General features: G+C 70.7%; 20 protein-coding genes. 9 read left to right on the plus strand and 11 right to left on the minus strand.

Going from position 1 to position 20,083, the window contains the following annotated elements; all coding sequences use genetic code 11:
• Window positions 1-62: 62 nt before the first annotated feature.
• Both M2157_RS05845 and M2157_RS05850 read right to left on the minus strand, forming a co-directional pair.
• Window positions 63-605 carry a hypothetical protein gene (locus M2157_RS05845; RefSeq protein ID WP_280860724.1) on the minus strand — a complete coding sequence of 181 codons (543 nt, stop codon included), beginning with the start codon at window positions 603-605 and terminating at the stop codon, window positions 63-65.
• A gap of 28 nt (window positions 606-633) precedes the next feature.
• Window positions 634-1,176, minus strand: coding sequence for an ATP-binding protein (locus M2157_RS05850; protein ID WP_280860725.1), 543 nt, complete (start codon window positions 1,174-1,176; stop codon window positions 634-636).
• Between the two features lie 211 nt (window positions 1,177-1,387).
• On the opposite strand from M2157_RS05850, the gene M2157_RS05855 reads away from it, so the two are divergent.
• Window positions 1,388-1,618 carry a DUF397 domain-containing protein gene (locus M2157_RS05855; protein ID WP_280860726.1) on the plus strand — a complete coding sequence of 77 codons (231 nt, stop codon included), beginning with the start codon at window positions 1,388-1,390 and terminating at the stop codon, window positions 1,616-1,618.
• A 128-nt stretch (window positions 1,619-1,746) separates the two neighbouring features.
• Entirely contained in the window at window positions 1,747-2,664 is a 918-nt protein-coding gene (locus M2157_RS05860) for a helix-turn-helix transcriptional regulator (protein ID WP_280860727.1), read from the plus strand.
• 44 nt (window positions 2,665-2,708) lie between these two features.
• Here the strand turns inward: M2157_RS05860 and M2157_RS05865 are convergent, their stop codons facing one another.
• The 3 genes from M2157_RS05865 to M2157_RS05875 all read right to left on the minus strand — a co-directional run bounded on the left by M2157_RS05865 (window position 2,709) and on the right by M2157_RS05875 (window position 5,312).
• On the minus strand, window positions 2,709-3,440 hold the full coding sequence (locus M2157_RS05865; RefSeq protein WP_280864645.1) for a class I SAM-dependent methyltransferase: 732 nt from the start codon (window positions 3,438-3,440) through the stop codon (window positions 2,709-2,711).
• A 42-nt stretch (window positions 3,441-3,482) separates the two neighbouring features.
• A complete protein-coding gene (locus tag M2157_RS05870; protein WP_280860729.1) occupies window positions 3,483-4,301 on the minus strand; it encodes an SAM-dependent methyltransferase in 819 nt (272 codons plus the stop codon).
• Between the two features lie 153 nt (window positions 4,302-4,454).
• A complete protein-coding gene (locus M2157_RS05875) occupies window positions 4,455-5,312 on the minus strand; it encodes an aldo/keto reductase (RefSeq protein WP_280860730.1) in 858 nt (285 codons plus the stop codon).
• A gap of 258 nt (window positions 5,313-5,570) precedes the next feature.
• Here M2157_RS05875 and M2157_RS05880 point away from each other — a divergent pair, with 258 nt between their 5' ends.
• Window positions 5,571-6,470, plus strand: a complete 900-nt coding sequence (locus M2157_RS05880; protein WP_280864646.1) for a Gfo/Idh/MocA family oxidoreductase — start codon at window positions 5,571-5,573, stop codon at window positions 6,468-6,470.
• 8 nt (window positions 6,471-6,478) lie between these two features.
• Here M2157_RS05880 and M2157_RS05885 read toward each other — a convergent pair whose 3' ends face one another.
• Window positions 6,479-6,646, minus strand: a complete 168-nt coding sequence (locus M2157_RS05885) for a hypothetical protein (RefSeq protein WP_280868375.1) — start codon at window positions 6,644-6,646, stop codon at window positions 6,479-6,481.
• 12 nt (window positions 6,647-6,658) lie between these two features.
• Window positions 6,659-7,555 carry a GNAT family N-acetyltransferase gene (locus tag M2157_RS05890; protein WP_280864647.1) on the minus strand — a complete coding sequence of 299 codons (897 nt, stop codon included), beginning with the start codon at window positions 7,553-7,555 and terminating at the stop codon, window positions 6,659-6,661.
• Between the two features lie 338 nt (window positions 7,556-7,893).
• Between M2157_RS05890 and M2157_RS05895 the strand changes: the two genes are divergently transcribed.
• Both M2157_RS05895 and M2157_RS05900 read left to right on the plus strand, forming a co-directional pair.
• Window positions 7,894-9,084: a glycoside hydrolase family 64 protein gene (locus M2157_RS05895; RefSeq protein ID WP_280864648.1), complete on the plus strand. Its 1,191-nt coding sequence runs from the start codon at window positions 7,894-7,896 to the stop codon at window positions 9,082-9,084.
• A 68-nt stretch (window positions 9,085-9,152) separates the two neighbouring features.
• Window positions 9,153-10,232, plus strand: coding sequence for a PP2C family protein-serine/threonine phosphatase (locus M2157_RS05900; RefSeq protein WP_280868170.1), 1,080 nt, complete (start codon window positions 9,153-9,155; stop codon window positions 10,230-10,232).
• Here M2157_RS05900 and M2157_RS05905 read toward each other — a convergent pair.
• Complete coding sequence (locus tag M2157_RS05905; RefSeq protein WP_280864649.1) at window positions 10,189-12,426, minus strand: MMPL family transporter; 2,238 nt, start codon at window positions 12,424-12,426, stop codon at window positions 10,189-10,191. The two genes, M2157_RS05900 and M2157_RS05905, sit on opposite strands and share 44 nt — an antisense overlap.
• A 216-nt stretch (window positions 12,427-12,642) precedes the next feature.
• On the opposite strand from M2157_RS05905, the gene M2157_RS05910 reads away from it, so the two are divergent.
• Window positions 12,643-12,849: a hypothetical protein gene (locus M2157_RS05910; RefSeq protein ID WP_280860735.1), complete on the plus strand. Its 207-nt coding sequence runs from the start codon at window positions 12,643-12,645 to the stop codon at window positions 12,847-12,849.
• Window positions 12,850-12,922: 73 nt separating this feature from the next.
• Here M2157_RS05910 and M2157_RS05915 read toward each other — a convergent pair whose 3' ends face one another.
• Entirely contained in the window at window positions 12,923-14,053 is a 1,131-nt protein-coding gene (locus M2157_RS05915; protein WP_280864650.1) for a sulfite oxidase, read from the minus strand.
• Window positions 14,054-14,192: 139 nt separating this feature from the next.
• Between M2157_RS05915 and sthA the strand changes: the two genes are divergently transcribed.
• Window positions 14,193-15,596, plus strand: a complete 1,404-nt coding sequence (sthA, locus tag M2157_RS05920; RefSeq protein ID WP_280860737.1) for a Si-specific NAD(P)(+) transhydrogenase — start codon at window positions 14,193-14,195, stop codon at window positions 15,594-15,596.
• Window positions 15,597-15,603: 7 nt separating this feature from the next.
• Here sthA and M2157_RS05925 read toward each other — a convergent pair whose 3' ends face one another.
• Window positions 15,604-16,089 carry a DUF5709 domain-containing protein gene (locus tag M2157_RS05925; protein ID WP_280864651.1) on the minus strand — a complete coding sequence of 162 codons (486 nt, stop codon included), beginning with the start codon at window positions 16,087-16,089 and terminating at the stop codon, window positions 15,604-15,606.
• Between the two features lie 357 nt (window positions 16,090-16,446).
• On the opposite strand from M2157_RS05925, the gene M2157_RS05930 reads away from it, so the two are divergent.
• Together M2157_RS05930 and M2157_RS05935 are read left to right on the plus strand one after the other, a co-directional pair.
• Window positions 16,447-17,919: an APC family permease gene (locus M2157_RS05930; RefSeq protein ID WP_280860739.1), complete on the plus strand. Its 1,473-nt coding sequence runs from the start codon at window positions 16,447-16,449 to the stop codon at window positions 17,917-17,919.
• An 11-nt stretch (window positions 17,920-17,930) separates the two neighbouring features.
• Complete coding sequence (locus tag M2157_RS05935; protein WP_280860740.1) at window positions 17,931-18,890, plus strand: hypothetical protein; 960 nt, start codon at window positions 17,931-17,933, stop codon at window positions 18,888-18,890.
• An 11-nt stretch (window positions 18,891-18,901) separates the two neighbouring features.
• Here the strand turns inward: M2157_RS05935 and M2157_RS05940 are convergent, their stop codons facing one another.
• Window positions 18,902-20,059 carry a HoxN/HupN/NixA family nickel/cobalt transporter gene (locus tag M2157_RS05940; protein ID WP_280860741.1) on the minus strand — a complete coding sequence of 386 codons (1,158 nt, stop codon included), beginning with the start codon at window positions 20,057-20,059 and terminating at the stop codon, window positions 18,902-18,904.
• Window positions 20,060-20,083: the final 24 nt, after the last annotated feature.

Consider the following 20,083-nt stretch of genomic DNA (forward strand, 5'->3'; position numbering starts at 1 on the left):
GTGAGGGCAAGCGCTTTCTCCCCCTCGTCGGCGAGGGATACACCAGGCGGTGGAGAGGACTCCTACTCGTCCAGAGTGCGGGCGAGTTCCGTGGTGGCGTGGGCGATCTCGGTGTCGTCGTCGGCCATCAGCAGACTGAGGGCGCCGCTCTTGGCGCGGACGGCCTGACGGGCCTGACGCTCCCACACCACGGGGTTCTCGCGGTGGTTGAGCAACTTGGGGTAGACGGCCGCCGTGCTCTCCCACTGGCGGGCGCCGGCGATGCTCCGAAGCAGCTGGATGATCTCCGCCCGGCAGGTCACCTGCGGGAGTTGGGCGAGTTCCCAGAGGAAGGGGACGGTGGCGGCGGTGGCCTGCTCCACGACGAAGCCGTACTGGCAGATGCGCTTGCGCAGGTCGCCGAGTGCGGCGCTTGCGGTGTCGGGGTCACCCCAGGCCACGCTGTTGAGGAGCAGCGGGATGGCCGCGGCGCAGCCGGTGGAGTCCTGGATCTCGGCCCAGGGCACCCGGCTCAGCGCCGCGAGGGGCGTGGTCGGCGCCACCCCGGTCGTGGGCACGGGGCGGCTGGTGCGCTCGTTGCTCGGCTGGTCCGGAGCGGTGCGCATGGCGTGAGACCTTTCCACGGCAGTCATGTCAGGGAGGAGGGGCGGTCGACAGCTTGGCCCAGACGGACTTGCCGGCCGGGGGCCGCGAGGTCCAGCCCCACTCCTGAGCCAGGGCGTCGACGATGTACAGGCCACGGCCGTGCTCCCGCAGGGCGGTGACGTCGGCGGGCGTGTACGCGGGTGGCTCGTCTGCGGGGTCGGAGACGGTCACCAGCAGATGGGCGGGGTTCAGGGACAACGCCAGCCACACCTCGGCCGCACCGCCCGCCGCGGGCCGGCTCACCGCGTGCGCCACGGCGTTGGCCGCGAGTTCGGTGATCACGAGGGTGGCGTCGTCGCTGCGGTGGTCGAGGGACCAGCAGCTCAGAGTCTCGCGGGTGAAGGCGCGGGCCCGGGCGAAACCCTCCCCGCTGCAGCTGACGAGCAGTGCGGCGGTGTCGAGGGAGCCCGGTCGCGGTTGTGCGCCGGCGGGACCCGGACGCCGCACGCTCTCACCGGCCGGGCCCGCATCACCCGCCTCCGGCACAGCCTGGCTCGGCGGCCGGATCGCATGGTTCGCAGGTGACGACACGGCATCTCCTTGATGCGACGTCAAGACGGGGCGCAACCGCAGGGGTTGACGCTGGAGCTATTATCCACGCTGAAGGCGCCCGCGTGCAATTGCACGAGAAATTGCGCGAAGATTGGGTGGGGCCACGGAGGTTGCTGTTGTGCACCCCTGTCCCATCCCGCACGGCCGGGCACGGCGCCCGGCGAAGAACGTGAACAGCAAGGAGACTGCAGTGCCACCAGTGCAGAACGGAGTGCGGGCGAGTTTGCTCGACGCCCGCTGGGTCAAGAGCCGGCACAGCAACGCCGAGGGCAACTGCGTCGAAGTGGCCACACTCGTCGACGGCGGCGTCGCCCTGCGCAACTCCCGTGATCCCGACGGTCCCGCGCTGGTCTACACACCGGCCGAGGTCGCGGCGTTCCTCGCCGGCGCGAAGGACGGTGAGTTCGACCACCTCCTGTGAGGTGCGGGATCCGAGGTGCCGGTGGTCCCAACTCCCGTGCCACCACCGGCACCTACGGAATGATGCCGAACGGCCACCCTGCGTGCGATAGTGTGAGTCGTCTCTGTGCCGGTTTACTGGGAGTCAGGATGTCTGCCGCGTCGCATCGCACCTCCCGTCTGGAACCTTATCTGGACCGGTCCGAACCGGCTCCCACCCTGCTGAAGATGCTGGTCGGCGTCCAGTTGGCGGGATTCCGCGAGGATGCCGGGCTCGCCCAGGACCAGGCGGCGCGAGCCCTCGGGTTCAGCCCGGCGAAGCTGTCCCGCATCGAGTCGGGCAAGGGCCGCAAGCCCCCGTCGGAGAGCGACGTACGCGCCCTCCTCCAGCTGTACGGCACCGACGACTACGAGGCCTCGGTGCTGCTCAAGCTGTTGCAGCGGGCCGGTGAGCCGGGCTGGTGGCAGCGGTACGACAAGCGGCTGATGCCCGAGTGGTTCGACCGCCTGGTCGGGCTCCAGGAGGCGGCCGCGGCGATCCGTACCTTCGAGATCCAGTACGTCCCCGGCCTGCTGCAGACCCCGGACTACACACGGGCGGTGGTGGAACGCGGCCTGCCGACCGCGGCGGCCGGCGAGGTGGCGCGACGCGTCGAACTGCGCACGCGGCGTGCGCAGTTGCTGCAGCGCGCGGACCCGCCTCAGCTGTGGGCGGTGATCGACGAGTCGGTGCTGCTGCGGGTGCTGGGCGGCCGCGAGGTCATGCGGGCCCAGCTGGCGCACCTCGTAGAGATGGCCCAGCGCCCCCATGTGACGGTGCAGGTCGTCCCCCTGGACGTGACCAACGCGTCCGCCCCGGCCATACCGATCACCTACCTCCGCTTCGGGGGCCTGGATCTGCCGGACGTCGTCTATCTGGAGCACATCAAGAGCGCGAACTTCCTGGAGGACCGGGACGAGACGGAGGAGTACCGGCTCGCCCTGGACCGGCTGGCGGACGACGCGCTCGAACCCCGGGACTCGCTGCGGCTGTTGCGGCAGACGATGGAGCAGCGTTACGGCGGCTGAGTGGCATACGGCCACTTCGACTTCGGTCACGGCGGCGCAGGCTCTCAGTTGCCACGGCCGAACAGGCCTGCCCAGAGGAAGGGTTCGCCGAAGCAGGAGGAGTCGGGCGGCTCGTCGCGCATCCGCCGCAGTTCGATCTCGGTCAGGTCGCAGAAGATCCGGCGCAGGGACCGGGCCGAGTAGGCGAGACCGCCCTCGAGGCGGCCCCGGCGATACAACTCCGCGTCCGGCAGGTCCGATCCCACGGCCCCGTCGGCGAAGCAGACGATGCCGAAGCGGCCGCCGGGTGCGAGGTGCCGTTCCAGGAGTGCCAGGTAGCTGACACGACGGTGCGGCGGCAGATGGTGGAAGCAGCCGGAGTCGTAGATCAGGTCGTAGGGGCCGCTGAGTCCGGTGTCCGGCAGTGAGAAGGCATCGCCGCACGCGAAGCGGATGTCGGCCGCCGTCTCGTGCGCACGCTCCCTGGCCCAGGCGATGGCGGCAGGTGAGAGATCGACGGCGTCGACCTCGAAGCCGAGGGAGGCGAGGTGCAGCGCGTTGCGGCCCGGCCCGCAGCCCAGATCGAGGGCGCGGCCCGGGGTGATGAGACCGCGGTCGAGGTACGAGACCAGGTTCTCGTCCGGCTTCGGCACGAAGAAGGGAACGGGCTTGGAGCGGTCCGCGTAGAAGCCGTCCCACCAGGAACCGGCGTCCGCGCTCCAGCGATCGGCCTGGGGAGCGAACAGGCCGTCGAGCAGCTGGAGGACGTCCTCCACCGTGCGCACGGTGCGTTCCATTCGCTCCCCTTCCCGGCCGCGTCAGGGGCGTTCGGTTCCGGGTCAGACGAGTCGGGCGACGCCGCCGAACTCGATCCACTCGTGGGTGAGCTGGCGGGGGGCCACCTCGGAGTCGGGGCGCCAGGTGGAGACCTCCACGAGCCCCGGGTCGAGGATCTCCAGTCCCTCGAACCACTCGGCGACGTCCTTCTCCTCACGCACCCGGCCCCAGTGACCCTGGGTCGCCTGGTCCATGAAGTTGGTGACGAAGTCGCGGACTTCGGGGTCCTCGCTGACCAGCTGGCACATCACCATGAAGCTGCCCGGCGCGAGCCGCTCGCGGACCCGGCGGGCCACCGCGGCCGGCCCGTCCGTCTCGCTGTCGGGGATGCAGTGCATCACCGAGTTGAACAGCACGGCGACGGGCTGCGAGAAGTCGATCAGCCGCTGGGTGTCCTCGTGGTCGAAGATCTCATCGGTCTCCCGCATGTCCGCGTGGATGACGGCGGTGCGCTCGTCCTGCTCGAGCAGCGCCCGGCCGTGGACGAGGACCATCGGGTCGTTGTCGACGTAGACCACATGCGTGGTGGGGTCGATGCGCTGGGCCACCTGGTGGACGTTGTCCTGGGTGGGCAGGCCGGAGCCGTGGTCCAGGTACTGCCGGATGCCGTACTCCGTCGAGAGGGTCCGCACCACCCGCTGGAGGAAACGCCGGTTGTTCACGGCGAGCCTGCGGGTACTGGGGACGACCTTGTCGAGTTCCTCGCAGGCCGCCCGGTCGGCCGCGTAGTTGTCCTTGCCGCCCAGATAGTGGTCGTACATACGCGCGGCCGTGGGTACGGAGGCGTCGATCTCCGTGGACAGCTTCTTACCGGTGCTCATCTTTCCCCCAGCTTGTGCCGCCAACTGGCCTGGCAGGACAGGGAGTCCATCCTAGAGACACCACGATCGCCGGTGCCAGTCCGCATGCGGGCCGGGCCACGGAAGAGCGATGTGGCGGACGCGGCGGAAGGCACCGGCGGGGCGGGCGGAGGTTCAGGCGGCGTCCAGCTCCGCGAGTTCGTCCGCGCCGAGAACGAGGTCGGTGGCGGCGAGCGAGTCGCGGATGGTCGCCGGGCGGCTCGCGCCCGGGATCGGCACGACCACCGGCGACTTGGCGAGCATCCAGGCCAGGCAGACCCGCTGCGGGCTCACCCCGTATTTCTCGGCGATCCGCGCGAACGGGGCGTGCGCCGAGCCCAGTTCACCCGCCCGGGAGATGCCGCCCAGGGGGCTCCAGGGCAGGAAGGCGATGCCCAGTTCGTCGCACAGCCGCAGTTCCGGTTCGCTGGAGCGGAAGGCCGGGGAGAACTGGTTCTGCACGGAGACCAGTCGGCCGCCGAGGACCTCGTTGGCCAGCCGGATCTGGTCGGGGTTCGCGTTGGAGATGCCCGCCTTGAGGATCTTGCCCTCGTCGAGGAGGTCGCGCACGGCGCCGACGGACTCCTCGTAGGGGACCCGGGGGTCGGGGCGGTGGAACTGGTAGAGCCCGATCGCCTCCACACCCAGCCGGCTCAGCGAGGCCTCGCAGGCCTCCTTCAGATGCCGGGGGCTGCCGTCGAGCGTCCAACTGCCGTCCCCGGGGCGCAGATGCCCGCCCTTCGTGGCGACGAGGACGTCACCTCCCCGGTCGTGGGAGGCGAGGGCCTTGGCGATCAGGGTCTCGTTGTGGCCGACCTCGTCGGCGTCCCGGTGGTAGGCGTCGGCGGTGTCGATCAGGGTCACGCCCGCGTCGAGCGCGGCGTGGATGGTGGCGATGGAGCGTTCCTCGTCCGGCCGTCCCTCGATGGACATGGGCATGGCGCCCAGACCGATCGAGCTCACTTCGACATCACCGATGCGGCGGGTGTGCATGACCTTGGACCTCTTTCGCCTGTCACGCGGATCTGGGCTCTCATCAGCCTGGCCGCCGCACACACCTGAGGTCCAATAGAAGAATGAGAACGCATTCAGCGAAGGAAGTGCTGAATCCCGGACCGTGCCGCACCCGAGCCGACCGGGTGGCGAGACGCGGTTGCGGGTCCGCCGTGTCCGTGTGACACCCTCGCCTCGACCGGCAGATGATCCAGTCCGGTCGTCGTGAGGTTCCGCAGTATGACGAGAGGCGGCGGCATGCGTATCGGACTGCTCGGCACCGGTCCCTGGGCCAGGATGGCCCACGCCCCCGCGCTCGGCGCGCATCCGGAGCTGGACTTCGCCGGGGTGTGGGGCCGTCGCCCGGAGGCCGCCGAGGCGCTGGCCGCCGAGCACGGCACGCGCGCGTACGCCGATGTCGACGCGCTGCTCGCCGATGTGGACGCCGTGGCGGTCGCCCTGCCGCCCGCCGTGCAGGCCGAACTCGCGGCGCGGGCCGCGCGGGCGGGCTGCCATCTTCTGCTGGACAAGCCCCTTGCGACGACGGTCGAGCAGGGGCGGGCGGTGGTCGAGGCCGTCCGCGAGGCCAAGGTCGCTTCGGTGGTGTTCTTCACCTCACGCTTCCTCACCGAGACCGAGGCGTGGATCGGTGCACAGGCGGGCGTGGAGGGCTGGTTCACGGCGCGGGCGGAATGGCTGGGGTCGGTGTTCACCGAAAACAGCCCCTTCGCCGACTCGCCGTGGCGGCAGGAGAAGGGCGCCCTGTGGGACGTGGGTCCCCATGCTCTGTCGGTGCTGCTGCCGGTGCTGGGCGAGGTGCGTGAAGTGGCGGCGGCCGCGCACGGTCCCGGGGACACCGTCCATCTGGTCCTGAGGCACACCGGCGGCGCGTCGAGCACCCTGACGCTGAGTCTCACGGCTCCGCCCGCGGCCGCGGGAGTCGGCCTCGAACTGCGGGGCGCGGGCGGAGTCGTCCAGCTCCCGGAGTCGTCCGAGGGTGTCGTGCCCGCCGTGCTCCGGGCCGCCGACGGACTGCTCGCCGCCGCCCGCACCGGGCAGGCACACCCGTGCGACGCCGCGTTCGGTCTGCGGGTCACCGAGATCCTCGTGGCGGCGGAGGCCCTGCTGGACGCCGGGACCGGCGCGCCCACGGCGTAGCCTGCGGCTCAGTCTCCGGGCACGGCGCCCTCGTCGAACGGCTCGTCGCTCCACCGGAACCAGGCCCGGTCGCCCTCGATGTGCAGCAGGAACTCCGGCACGGGACCGCCCGGCGCGTGCAGCGACACACGTCGCCGGACCTCGTCGTAGGCCTCCTCCCCGACGATCACCAACATCGCCCCCGGGTCTCAGCCGGTGTGCAGGGGCCGGTAGTTCAGCCGTTCCCGTACGACGGGATAGCCCGCCTTGGCGAAGTTCGCGGCCATGGGGAAGTTCCCCCGGTCCGTCGCGGCGGAGACGAACTCGGCGCCCCGCTCGACCAGATAGTGGGTGCACTCGGCGAGCAGGTCGTAGGCGTAGCCGTGACCCCGCTGTTCCGGCACCACCCCGATGAACCCGATGCAGGGCCCCGACGGGTTGTGCGCGGGAATGTGGATTCCGGCCACGTCTCCCTGCGGGGTGTGGGCGATCTGCCACCACTCGCGCGGCGAGGGACACCAGTGGAAGAAGTCGAGTTCCTCCTGGGCGGCCCGGTCGAGTCCGTCCTCCTCGATGGCCTTGAGGGCGTGCGCGTCAAGGGTGGCGGAATGGATGCGCCGCAGCAGCTCGAAGAAGACCGCGTCGTCCGGTTCGGGCCGGAACTCCAGGCGTCCGGGCCGCTCGGGCAGTCCGTTCTCCGGCGTCCAGCGGTAGAGGAACCGCTCGACCAGGAGCTCGTATCCGGCCTTCTGTACGGCGGTGAAGCGGGCCTTGGCGGCGGCCCGCAGCTCCGGATCCTCGCGCCAGCCGGCGGGCAGGTTCATCTCGAGCTCGACCTGCCAGGGGGCGGTGCGCAGGAGTTCGGCGCCGGCCTCCTCCTCGCCCTCGGCCACGTCGAACCAGTTGACGTTGACGGGTGCGGTGTCGTCGGCGCCGCCCCACCAGGCGCCGCGTGCCACGACCTTGCCGTCACGCAGGGCGACGCGCTTCCAGTCGGGGCGGTGCCGGGTGAGCCGGTGGGACTCACGGGCGCCGAGAGGGTCGGGCAGTGCGTCGAAGAGATGGGCTTCGCGCTCGTCGAGCGCGCGGATGACCAGATCGGTCATGGGTGGATTCCTCCGGGATGCGACTACGTGGAGCGCTCCCGGTCAGGCGAAGCACGCCGGGGCGACGGAGAGGGAGCGCTGAACGACGGTGAACTGCACGGCACTCGCCTCCTTCCGCTGGTCTCCGGGCGTGGCGGCTGACGCTACGGGATCCTCGGGACCGGCGTCCATCGGTTTTCGCGGCACACGTCCGGTCCGGCCCCCTGGCCGCCGCTTAAACGGTCCTCAAGGCCGGATTAAACGCTGTCCGCTCTGTATGCCGTGGAGCCCGCCGTCCGTAGCATCGGGCCTCGTCCACATCGTGAGAGCGCTCTCAATTCTCCGAGGAGACCCCCCACATGACGCCTCGTCACCAGCGCCACCTCGGCCGCCGCAAAGTCCTCTTCGCCCTCGGTGGGGTGATGGCGGCCGCACCCGCCGTCGCCGCACTGGCCCCCCACGCCCTCGCCGAGGGCAACCGCACCACGGCGGCCGGAGCCCTGCCGCTGACCGTCGTCAACAACACCGGCGCCTTCGACAACGCGAACGTCCACGTCTACATCGTGGGCAACCAGGACGGCAGGCAGGTCCGCGTCACCCCCGACGGCACCCTCGCCCCGGTCGCCCTCTCCGACAACGGCCCCGACGGCTACACCGACTACGCGATAGGCCTGGCGGGCAGCGGCGGGACCAGCCTGTCCCTTCCCTATCTGTCGGGCCGTATCTACGTGTCCCTGGGCGCGAAGCTGAAGTTCAAGGTCGTCACCGACGGCAACGGCAACCCCGCCCTCCAGTACCCGGCCGGCTGGGTGAGCTCGGACCCCAACTACCCGGTGCTGCACGACTGCGCCGAGTTCACGTACAACCCGGCGGGCATGTTCTGCAACACCACCATGGTGGACATGTTCAGCGTGCCGCTGAGCATCCGGCTGACCGGGGCGCGGGACCAGACGACGGGCACCGTGCGCGCCTCCGGGCGGGCCGGTGCCTTCGACGCCGTACGCCGGGTCGAGGAGTTCGCGCCCCTCGTGGTGGACGACACGCGGGTCATCGCGCCGGGTCACGGGCTGGACGCCGGCCGGTTCCCGGCGGACTACTTCGCGCCGTACATCGACGAGGTGTGGAGCACGTACACGGGCAAGGACCTGACGATCACCACGAACGCGGGCACCTTCACCGGCCGGGTGCGCGGCGGGCAGCTCGTCTTCGAGGGGCCCGCGCAGGTGTCCTTCGCCCGGCCGTCGACACGGGACGTGCTCTTCTGCGACGGTGCGCTGGCCGCTCCCAACGACGGCACGACCGGGCCGGTCGCCGCGGTGCTCGGTGCCGGGTTCAACCGGTCGACGCTGGTGAGCACCGCCACCCAGCCGACCACCGACCCCGCCTCCTTCTACCGGACCGCGCTCACCAACCACTACGCCGAGGCCATGCACGCGGCCACGGAGGACGGCAAGGCGTACGGGTTCGCCTTCGACGACGTGGCCGACTTCGCCTCCTACGTCCAGGACACGGCGCCGACGGGGATCCGGCTGACGCTGACGCCGTTCTAGAGGCGACCGGACGAGCGGTTCGGGGTGCGGGGCCGGTCGGGTCGTAGCAGCGTAGTGGTGTGAGCGGAGTGCGCGACCGGGACCGGCGGAGCTGGCTGCAGGGCGCGCCGCCGCCGGGCTGGGTGCGGGTGCTGCCCGCCGTACTGCTGGTGGGGGTCTGCGTGGCCACCCTCGTCAGCCCCGATCCGCTCGACATCGGGTTCCTGCTGGGCGCCATCCCCCCGCTGGCCGTGCTGTCGTACGCACCGGCGGCGACCGCGGTGCTCGGCGCGCTCGTCCTGCTCGTCCTGAACGTGCCGGCCTTCCGGCTGAACGATCCCGGCAGCACGGATGTGCTGACCGTGGGCTTCGTCGCGGCGCTCAGTGTGTTCGTGTCGTTCGTACGGAGTCGGCGTGACGCCCAGCTGGTGACCGAGCGTGCCGTCGCGGAGGCGGCGCAGCGGGCCGTCGCACCGCCGCTGCCGGGGCGGGTGGGAGGCGTGCGGTGTGCGGGGCTGTACCGGGCCGCGCAGAGCGGGACGCTGGTCGGGGGTGACTTCTTCGACGTCCGGGAGGGGCCGTGCGGGGTGCGGGTGGTGATGGGTGATGTGCAGGGGCACGGGCTGTCGGCCGTCTCGACCGTCGCCTCGCTGCTGGGGGCCTTCCGGGAGGCGGTGCTGGACCGGCCGGATCCCGAGTCGGTGGCCGAGCGGCTGGACCGCAGGCTGGTGGTGGACTCCGCGGGCGTACGGCATTCGGAGCTGTTCGCGACGGCGGTGGTGCTGGACTTCGACGTCGGAGGTACGGCCGTGCGGATCGTGGCGTGCGGGCAGCCCGGCCCGGTACTGCTGCGCGACGGGCGGGCCGTGGAGCTCGACGTCCCGGTGGGCACCCCGCTCGGCATGGGCCTGTCCGGCGCCTCGCCGCCGACCGGGGTCACGGTCCCACTGCGCCCGGGCGACCGGCTCTTTCTGGCCTCGGACGGGGTCTGGGAGGCGCGCGACGCCGCGGGAGCCTTCTATCCGTTGCTCGACCGGATCACCGGGTTCGCGGGTGACCTCCCGGATCTCGTCGAGGGGGTGTGGGCCGACCTCGTGCGCTACGCCCCGGCGCTCCAGGACGACGTCACGATGCTCGTTCTCGCGCCGGGGAAGCCGGAGCCTCGCTGACCGCCCCGTTCCCCTCGGCGTCGATGTGCGGAAGCATCCGGTCGAGCCAGTGGGGTGTCCACCAGGCGTGCCGTCCCAGCAGGGTCATGACGGCGGGGACCATGAGCAGCCGCACGACGGTCGCGTCGATCAGCACGCTCACCGCCAGGCCCAGTCCGAGCATCTTGACCACGATGTTGTCGCTGACGATGAAGGCCGCGAAGACGCTCACCATGATCAGGGCCGCGCAGGTGATGACCCGGGCGGTGATCTCCAGCGCGTGTGCGACGGAGGCCTTGGCGTCCCCGGTGCGCAGCCACGCCTCGTGGATCCGGGACAGCAGGAAGATCTCGTAGTCCATGCTCAGCCCGAAGATGATCGCGAACATCATCATCGGCACATAGCTCTCGATGGGCACCTTGCCGGAGACGCCGAGCGCCGGACCGCCCCAGCCCCACTGGAAGACGGCGACGACAACGCCGTAGGAGGCGGCGATGGACAGGACGTTGAGGACGGCCGCCTTGACGGCGACGAGCAGTCCGCGGAAGACGGCGAGGATGATCAGGAAGGCGAGGGCGACGACCACACCGATGATCAGCGGCAGCCGGCTGGAGACGATGTCGCGGAAGTCGACCTGGGCCGCGGTCGTGCCGGTGACGTATCCCTTGGCGTCCGTGCCGGTGACCGCGGCGGGCAGGGTGGTGTCGACCAGGCGGTTGGTGAGGTCGGTGGTGGTGGCGCTCTGCGGGGACTGCTTGGAGTAGACGGTGGCGAGCAGGACGTCCCCGTCCGTGGTGGGGGTCAGCTGGGTGACCGTGGCGGCGCCGGACACGCCGTCGAGGGATTTCTGCGCCTGGGTGGTGAGGGCGGAGCGCTGGGAGGACGTCACGGAGGTCTGGTCGATGACGACGGTGAGAGGGCCGTTGGAGCCGGGGCCGAAGGCGTCGGTCATCAGGTCGTAGGCGCGCCGGTCGGTGAAGGACGTGGGGTCGGCGCCGTCGCCGATGTGACCGAGCTGGATGGAGAGGACCGGGATGGCGAGGACGACGACGGCTGTCACGCCCGCGGCCAGGTAACGCCACGGCCGCCGCTCGACCCGCTGGGCGTAGCGGTGCCACGTCCCCTGCGCCGTCTCGCCCTCGGCAGGGTCGGTCTCGGCGACCGGGCGGCGCACCCGGTAGCGGTCGATCCGGGTGCCGATCAGTCCCAGCAGGGCCGGGACCAGGGTCAGGGCGCCCAGGACGGCGGAGACGACCGTGACGGCGGCGGCGACCCCGAGTTTCGCGATGAACGAGACTCCGGACACGGACAGCCCCGCCAGGGCGATGATCACCGTGCAGCCGGAGACCAGGACGGCCCGTCCGCTGGTGGCGGTGGCGCCGCCCGCCGCGCGCACCGGGTCCTTCCCGTCCATCAGGCTCTGCCGGTGGCGGGTGAGCTGGAAGAGCGCGTAGTCGATGCCGACGCCCAGGCCGATCATCGTGGCCAGGGTGGGCGAAACGGTCGCGAAGGTGAACGCCGAGGCCAGCAGACCGAGGCAGGCGAGCCCTCCGATCACACTGATCAATGCGGTCAGCAGGGGGATTCCGGCGGCGATCACACTGCCGAAGCCGACGAGCAGGACAACGATCGCGACCGCGAATCCGATCAGCTCGCTCACCCGGTCGTCGGCGGCGGGCCGCGCGAGTTCGCCGAGCGGTCCGCCGTACTCGACGTCGACGCCGGCCGCCCGCAGGGGCTGTACGGCGTCGTCGACACCGTGGAGGTAGCCGTCGCCCAGGGTGGAGGGCTGCACGTCGAAGCGGACGGTGATGTAGGCCGTCTTCGCGTCCGACGACAGCGGCCCGACCTTCGAGGCGGGCGCGGACAGCGGGTTCTGCGCCGACAGGACGTGCGGCAGCTTCTGGAGATCGGTGACGGTCGTGGAGACCTGCGAGTCGAGCGAGGTGAGCGCCTTGTCACCGTCGTGGAGGACGATCTGGCTGCCGTAACCCCCGGCCGCCGGGTCGTGCTGTTTCAGGACGTCCAGGCCCTCCTGGGACTGGACGCCGGGCAGGGAGAAGTTGTCGGAGTAGTCCCCGCCGAAGGAGCGGTTCAGGGTCTGCAGGGCGACCAGGGCCACGAGCCAGGCCACCAGGACGATCACGAAATGCCGGGCGCACCATTCCCCCAGCCTGCGCAGGGCGCCCTTAGGCCTGTTTCGGGTAGTGGACATGATGTCGTCTTCCCTGACGGCCCCGAGAGATCAGTACTCCCATTACACGCCTGCCGCATCATCCGGGCATCCCGGCATCCGTCCCGCCGAGACCCGCGGACGGGGCCCGCTCCGGACGCCTCCGGATGCAAGGTCGGCCCGGGCGTTGAATGGTGATAGCGGACCCGTTGACACCACCGGGACCGCACAGCGATCCGGATCCGAGGAGCAGACATCATGCCGACGTCACAGCCCGACGCGTCCCGGTCGTCCGAGGACCGCACCACCCCGGACGACCTGCTCCACACCCGTACCGGCACCGAGGTGTCGCCGGAGGACCTCGTCCTTGCCTCGGGGAAGGACATCACCCCGCACACTCTCGAATGGGCCCGGCGCAAGCTGGAGGCGGAGGGCCCGGCGGCGCTCGACAAGATGCTGCCCTGACCTCGGCCCAGTGACCCGAGGGCCGCGTGGATCTACGGCGACGGCGGCGCCGTAGGTCGGACGCGGCCGTACGTCAGCCCCCGGACTCCTCGTCCAGGCACAGCACTTCGACCCGCTGTACGAGGTTGTTGGCGAAGCCGCCCCGGTTCCATGGCTGTTCCAGTGGCTGGGTGTGCCCCTCGGCGTCGGTGGCCCGTGCGCTGAGTTCGTACTCGCCGGGCTCCGCGCGCCAGTTGAAGCGCCAGCGCCGCCACGCCCAGCGGTGACCGGCGTCCGGTTCGAGCTCCGCCTCGTGCCAGGACCGTCCCGCGTCCGTGCTGACCTCGGCCCGGGTCACCGGCGCCCGCCCCGACCAGGCGCGCCCCTCCAGCGTCAGGGCCCCTGGCCGGACCACGCGGGCCCGGGACATGAAGTCCGGGAATCCGGGCGGGACGAGCAGGGCGCGCGGCGCGATCCGGGTGACCGGCTCGCCCTCGTCGCCGGGGTGCTGCCGGAGCCGGTAGGCGACCGTCTGCTGGAACCCGGTGAACGGCGTGTCGGTGACGGTGATCTCGCGCAGCCACTTCACATGGGCCATGCCGTACCAGCCGGGCACGACGAGCCGGAGCGGGTGGCCGTGCTGCGGGGGCAGCGGGGCGCCGTTCATCTCGTAGACGACCAGTACGTCGGGTTCGGTACCCGTGGCCACGCCGAGGGGCAGGGCCCGTTGGTAGTCCTGTTCGACGCCGCGCTCCACTCCGTGGTCGGCGCCGGTGCACACCACGTCGACGGCGTCGGCCTCCACTCCGGCCTCGGCGAGCAGCAGCCGCAGCGGTACGCCGGTCCACTCTGCGGTGCCGACGGCCTCGACCAGCCAGGGCTGGCTGACCGGGCGGGGCGTGAGCAGGGCCCGGCCGTTGCCCGCGCACTCCATCGTCACCCTGGTGGTGACCCGCGGCAGGGAACGCAGCTCGGCCGGGGTCAGGGTGAGCGGGCGGCGGACCCTGCCTCCGACCCCGAGCTGCCAGGGGGCGTCCTCGGGGACGTACGGGATGTCGTAGTGCGTGAGGACGTAGTGCAGGCCGGGCGGGGTGAGGTCGTGGCGCATCGCCTCGAGCGGCAGACCGTGGTTGCGGGTGGCGAGCGCCAGTTCGTCCCGGCCGATGCCCTCGTCGGGGGCGGCGAGCCGGGCCGGGGTGCTCGTGTCGGCGAGTCGGTGGCCCATGGCCGTATTGTCCCGCGGTCCGCCTGAGCTGTCGCGGTCCGCGCCACTTCTCCGAAAGCCCGGGGGCGGCTTTCCCGTAAGCGACCGGTTTACTGCACACCCTTTCGAAAGAGACCCTGCGGCTGTCAGACTCCCGAGGGTGCCCGACTTCGACATGCTCGTCATCGGATCCGGTCCGGGTGGCCAGAAGGCCGCCATCGCCGCGGCCAAGCTGGGCCACCGGGTCGCCGTCGTAGACCGCCCCGACATGGTCGGCGGGGTCTCCATCCACACCGGCACCATCCCCTCCAAGACCCTGCGCGAGGCGGTGCTGTACCTGACCGGCCTCACCCAGCGCGACCTGTACGGACAGAGCTACCGGCTCAAAGAGGACATCACGGTCTCCGATCTCACCGCGCGCACGCAGCACGTGGTCGGCCGCGAGGTCGACGTGATCCGCAGTCAGCTCTCCCGTAACCAGATCGCCCTCCACGCCGGCACCGGCCGCTTCGTCGACCCGCACACCGTCGCCCTGCGCGAGGTCACCGGTCACGAACGCCTGCTCAGCGCGGAGAACATCGTCATCGCCACGGGCACGCGCCCGGCGCGGCCGGACAGTGTCGAGTTCGACGGCCGCACGATCATGGACTCCGACAACGTGCTCGCCCTGGAACGCGTCCCGCGCTCCATGGTCATCGTCGGCGCCGGGGTCATCGGCATGGAGTACGCCTCCATGTTCGCCGCGCTCGGCAGCAAGGTGACGGTCGTCGAGAAGCGGGCCGGGATGCTCGACATCTGCGACGTCGAGGTCATCGAGGCGCTGAAGTACCACCTGCGCGACCTGGCCGTGACGTTCCGCTTCGGTGAGACCGTCGCCGCGGTCGAGCGCCATCCCCGCGGCACGCTGACCATCCTGGAGAGCGGCAAGAAGATACCCGCCGACGCCGTGATGTACTCGGCCGGCCGACAGGGCCTGACCGACGAACTCGACCTGGACAAGGCCGGGTTGACCGCCGACCGGCGCGGCCGGATCACGGTCGACGAGTTCTACCGCACCGAGGTGCCGCACATCTACGCCGTGGGAGACGTGATCGGCTTCCCGGCGCTGGCGGCGACGGCCATGGAACAGGGCAGGTCGGCCGCCTACCACGCCTTCGGTGAGCCGGTCGGACAGATGCACCATCTCCAGCCCATCGGCATCTACACCATCCCGGAGATCAGCTTCGTCGGGCGTACCGAGGACCAACTCACCGAGGACAGCGTGCCCTTCGAGGTCGGCATCTCCCGGTACCGCGAACTCGCCCGCGGCCAGATCATCGGTGACTCCCACGGGATGCTGAAACTGCTGGTCTCCCCGGGGGACCGCACCCTGCTGGGCGTGCACTGCTTCGGCACCGGGGCCACCGAACTGATCCACATCGGGCAGACCGTGATGGGCTGTGGCGGCACGGTCGATTATCTGGTCGACGCGGTGTTCAACTACCCGACCCTCGCGGAGTCCTACAAGGTCGCGGCCCTGGACGCCACGAACAAACTCCGCCAGATCGACCGGATCGGGGACTGAACTTCCGTCAGGGTTCCTCGGAGGGCTCCTCGACGATGTGCACGGCGGCCTCCTCCGCGCCTGCCGCGCCCGCGTCGATGCCCACGTCGGTGGCGACCTCGTCCTTCGTGGTGGTGGGGTGGGCGCCCTCGTCGGGGGCGACGAGGCGTCCGGCGCGGTCGGTACCGGCCTCCGGGTCGATCGGTTCGCCCTCGCCGTCGGGCAGGTCGCCGATCTCGTCGCCGAGCGGCGCGGTCGCCTCGGGGACCTCCTGGGCGAGACGTTCGTCGAGGCTCTCCCCGTCGTGCTGTTCGGCTGCGGTGGTGCCGTGCCGGGTGACACCGAGGGGCTTCTCCGGTGGCGAGTAGCCCTCGTCAAGGGTGTCGTCGTAGGTCCGTTCGTCGACGGCGTCCTGAAGGTCGAGCGGTGCCGCGTCCTCCTGCTCCTCGTTGGTTCCGGTGGGCTGGTAGGCGTCGTCGGCCGGCGGCTCGGCGGGTGTCGGTTCGGTGCCCATGGGCTGCCTCCCTCGCGCGTCGCGTGCGGTTCGATGCGTGTCCTGATCCGCGTTTCCCCGTATGCGCTCCCCAACCTCAAAAGGCTGCCGGAGTAAGGCATTCCACGGCCGGAAGGTTACCCCCCAGTTAATCTTGAAGGGTCAAGGAATAGGGCTATCATCACTCGCATACACGGAGTGACCGGCCGTCCACGCAGCGGTCGTACGGTCCCCCGCGCACCCCCTTCGGTCCCTCTCTTCACCGCCCCTGCCCGAGGCCATCCCTCTCAGCGCCCGGGGCGGAGCCACCCCCCACCCCTTTTGCGCCGTACGGTCCCCCTTCGCCGTGCGTCGTGCCCTACCGAAAGCAGCGCAACCATGAGCATCAGCAGGGGCAGAGGGCTGCAGGCCAATGCCCTCGGTACCTTCGACACCGTGGTGATGGCCGTCGCGGGCAGCGCGCCGGCGTACTCGATCGCCGCGACCACCGCGGTCCTGGTCGGCTCGGTGGGCCTGGCCAGTCCGGCGGCTCTGCTGTACTGCGCGATACCCATGCTGGGCATCGCACTCGCGTTCAGCTATCTCAGCCGGATCGACGTCAACGCGGGCGCCAGTTACTCCTGGGTGGGCCGCACGCTCCACCCCTTTCTGGGCTTCGTCAGCGGCTGGGCGCTGGTGATCTCGGCGACCATCTTCATGGTGGCCGGCTCGCTGCCCGCCGGTTCGATGACACTGGCTCTCTTCGACCAGGACCTCGCGGACAACACCGCGCTGTCGACACTCGTGGGCGCGGCCTGGTTCGTGCTGATGCTCCTCGTGGTGCTCGGCGGCGCCCGACTGACCGTGCGCGCCCAGCTCGTCATGTCCGGTGTGGAGCTCGCGATACTGGCCCTGTTCGCGGTGCTGGCGTTCTTCCACACGGGCCACGCGCGCGCCTTCGACTGGTCCTGGCTCGGCTTCAGCCACTTCGACGGCATGCAGGGCTTCGCCTCGGGCGCGCTGATCGCCGCGTTCTACTACTGGGGCTGGGACGTCACCAGCAACCTGAGCGAGGAGACCCGCAACAGCCGCCGCACGACGGGACTCGCGGGGCTCATCGGGGTCGGCATCGTCTTCCTGCTGTTCGAGGTGTTCACCATCGCGGTGAACGTCATCCTCACCTCGAAGCAGATCGAGGAGAACGACGCCAACGTGCTCGCCGTGCTCGGTGAGGAGGTCTGGCCGGGCTGGGGCGGCAAGCTGCTGATCGTCGCGGTGATGCTGTCGACCATCGCCACGCTGGAGACCACGCTGATCCAGGTCACGCGCTCGCTGTTCGCGATGGGCCGGGACCGTACGATGCCGTCCGCGCTGGGCCGGGTGCACCGCCGCTGGAACACGCCGTGGGTGGCGATCGTGGTGGTCGGCGCGGTGGCGCTGATGATGTTCATCGCCTCCAACGCCCTGGGCTCGGTGGGCGACATCCTCTCCGACGCGATCTCGGCGATCGGGCTGCAGATCGCCGTCTACTACGGCCTGAGCGGCCTCGCGGTCGTCGTCGCGTACCGCAAGATGCTGCTGAAGTCCCCGGCCGACTTCCTGCTCGGCGGGCTGTGGCCGTTGCTGGGCGCCCTGTTCATGTTCTGGATATTCGTCGAGTCGCTGGGCGAGCTGAGTACGGCCGCGATCACGATCGGCGTCGGCGGGCTCGCCGTGGGCCTGATCCCGATGCTCTGGTACTGGCGGCGGGGCAGCGACTACTACCGGCCCGCGAGGCTTGACGCGAGCCGTACTGTCGAGGCGGACTACGTTCCCGACGACGGGGCGTCCGGGCCCTCACTCGTCCACGAGGGTCTCCCCACCGACTTCTGAGGGGTTGTGCGATGGCGAGAGACCGTTTCGCCCCCGAGTTCGACCCCGACTGCGGGGACGTCCCGCTCACCACGGCCCGCCAGGACATCGTCATCGGCCGCTGGCAGGGTCTGCGGGAGCTGTTGCGCGCCACCGGACCCGATTGGCTCTCCCGGGGGCACCGGGTGCGCACGCTCGCCCAGGCCTGCGCGAGCAGTTCGACGGTGGAGTCGTGGCTGGCGGCCGAGCCGCACAACGGCGACGCGCTGGTGCTGCGGGCTGCCACGGAGACGGCCAGGGCGTTCAACCTGGCCATCACCGCGGGCCGGGGTGTGCCGATCGACCAGCGCCGCATCGACGCCGCGGTGATGGCCTGTCTGCAGGCTGCCGAGGCATTCGTGGACGACCCCACGCCGTGGATCTCCCTGATCTCGGTGGCGCGGCTGTACCCGGCCGGGGTGCGGCGGCAGGAACTGGGGCGCTGGTGGGACGAACTGCACGGGCGTGACCCGTACAGCGTCGAGGGCCACCTCCAGGTGCTGCACTACTACTCGTCCCGCTGGCACGGCTCGCACGGCCTGATGTACGACTTCGCCCGGGACGCGGCCGGGGTGGCACCACCGGGATGCGCGCTGCCCGTGCTGGTGCAGTACGCGCGGGTCGAGGAGTACCGGGCCGCGGCGGACGCGGCCGAGGACAGGCGGACGTCCGTGGGGCTGGGGCAGCACTGGAAGAACGACGGGGCCGTCAGCGACGTACGGCGCACCTGGCAGCGCTGGATCCTGGGCCGCACCGACCACACGGTGGCCCCGGGCGAGCTGCGCGACCTCAACTATCTGGCCCACGCGGCCAGCCACGCGGGCCTGCATGAGATCGCCGTACCGCTCCTGCAGATGCTGGACCGCCGGGGCACCCGTACGCCGTGGTCGTACACCGGGGATCCGGAGCGGGAGTTCACCAAGTGGCGCAGGGAGTTCAAGGTGCGCGCCTGAGCGTGTCCGGGTCAGCCGCCGGACTGCTCGCCCGCCAACCCGGCCGTCCACTTCTCCTCGATGCGGCCGACCTTCCACACCACCAGGGCGACGACCCACGTGGCGAAGAACAACCCCACGATGACGAAGCCCAGGAGGTTGAGGTCGAGGCCGCTGATCCAGTCCCAGAACGGGCCGTGCAGGCCGAGTTTCCCGGCGAGCAGGCCGAGGAGCTCGACCGTGCCGATGAGGAGGGCCACCGCCACGGACAGGCCGGTGACCGTGAGGTTGTAGTAGACCTTGCGGACCGGCTTCGAGAACGCCCAGCCGTAGGCGAAGTTCATGAAGGAGCCGTCGATCGTGTCGAGGAGGGACATGCCGGCGGCGAAGAGGACCGGCAGGGTGAGGATCGCGTACCAGGGCAGTCCGGAGGCCGCGCCCGACCCGGCCAGGACCAGCAGGGCGATCTCCGTCGCCGTGTCGAAGCCCAGGCCGAAGAGAAGGCCGAGGGGGTACATCTGCCAGGACTTGGTGATCGACTTCATGACCCGGCCGAGCAGGCGGTTCATGAAGCCGCGGTTGTTCAGCTGCTCCTCCAGCGCGGCCTCGTCGTAGCGGCCGGAGCGCATCCGCCGGAACACCTTCCAGATGCCCGCCAGGACGACCAGGTTGACCGCCGCGATCAGATAGAGGAACACGCCCGACACGGTCGTACCGATCAGCGCGGTCACGTCGTGGAGGCGGGAGTCGTCGTCGCGCACGGGTCCCGCGAGGGCCTTCACGCCGAGCGAGAGCAGCAGCGCCAGGACGAAGACGACGCTGGAGTGGCCGAGCGAGAACCAGAAGCCGACCGACAGCGGCCGCTGCCCCTCCCCCATCAGCTTGCGGGTGGTGTTGTCGATCGCCGCGATGTGGTCGGCGTCGAAGGCGTGCCGCATCCCGAGCGTGTAGGCGGTCACGCCGATGCCTATGCCGAAGGACTTCGCGCCGACGCTGTAGTGGTGCGGGGCGACGATCGCGACGAGGGTGAACCAGCCGATCACGTGCAGCGCCACCACGACCGCCGCCATGCCGCCCGCCCTGACCCACTCCTGCCGCGTCATGGAGCCACGGACGCGGTGCCATACCGAGCCCTTCACGGGTCCGGCGGCGGGGAGGAGGTGCGGAGCGGGGTCAGGGGCGGCCGTCATCGGGCGGAGGATCCTTCTTCGTGG

It is taken from the genome of Streptomyces sp. SAI-127, from assembly GCF_029894425.1.
Lineage (GTDB): Bacteria > Actinomycetota > Actinomycetes > Streptomycetales > Streptomycetaceae > Streptomyces.